Consider the following 255-nt stretch of genomic DNA (forward strand, 5'->3'; position numbering starts at 1 on the left):
TCGTTGAACAAGCGATTGGACATGGACTTATTGGTGGACGTGTCTTTTACAGCGATAGCACCCATCTCAAAGCCTCGGCAAATAAGAATGGCTATGATATTCATCAAGTCGCGCAAAAGCCCGTGCACTATCTAGAAGAACTTAATAGCGCGATTGATGCCGACCGTTTGGCGCATGGTAAAAAACCACTCTCGCATCAAGACGACGATGAAGAGCCGCCAACGAAAGAAATCAAAATCAGTCCGGTCGATCCCG

At 47.5% G+C, this 255-nt stretch carries 1 pseudogene; it reads left to right on the forward strand.

What is annotated here, in order from left to right:
- Positions 1-255: pseudogene (locus H8K52_RS22125) on the forward strand (IS5/IS1182 family transposase); the annotation flags it as partial.

This window comes from Affinundibacterium seohonense (assembly GCF_014284305.1).
Classification (GTDB): Bacteria; Pseudomonadota; Gammaproteobacteria; order Burkholderiales; family Burkholderiaceae_D; genus Undibacterium; species Undibacterium seohonense.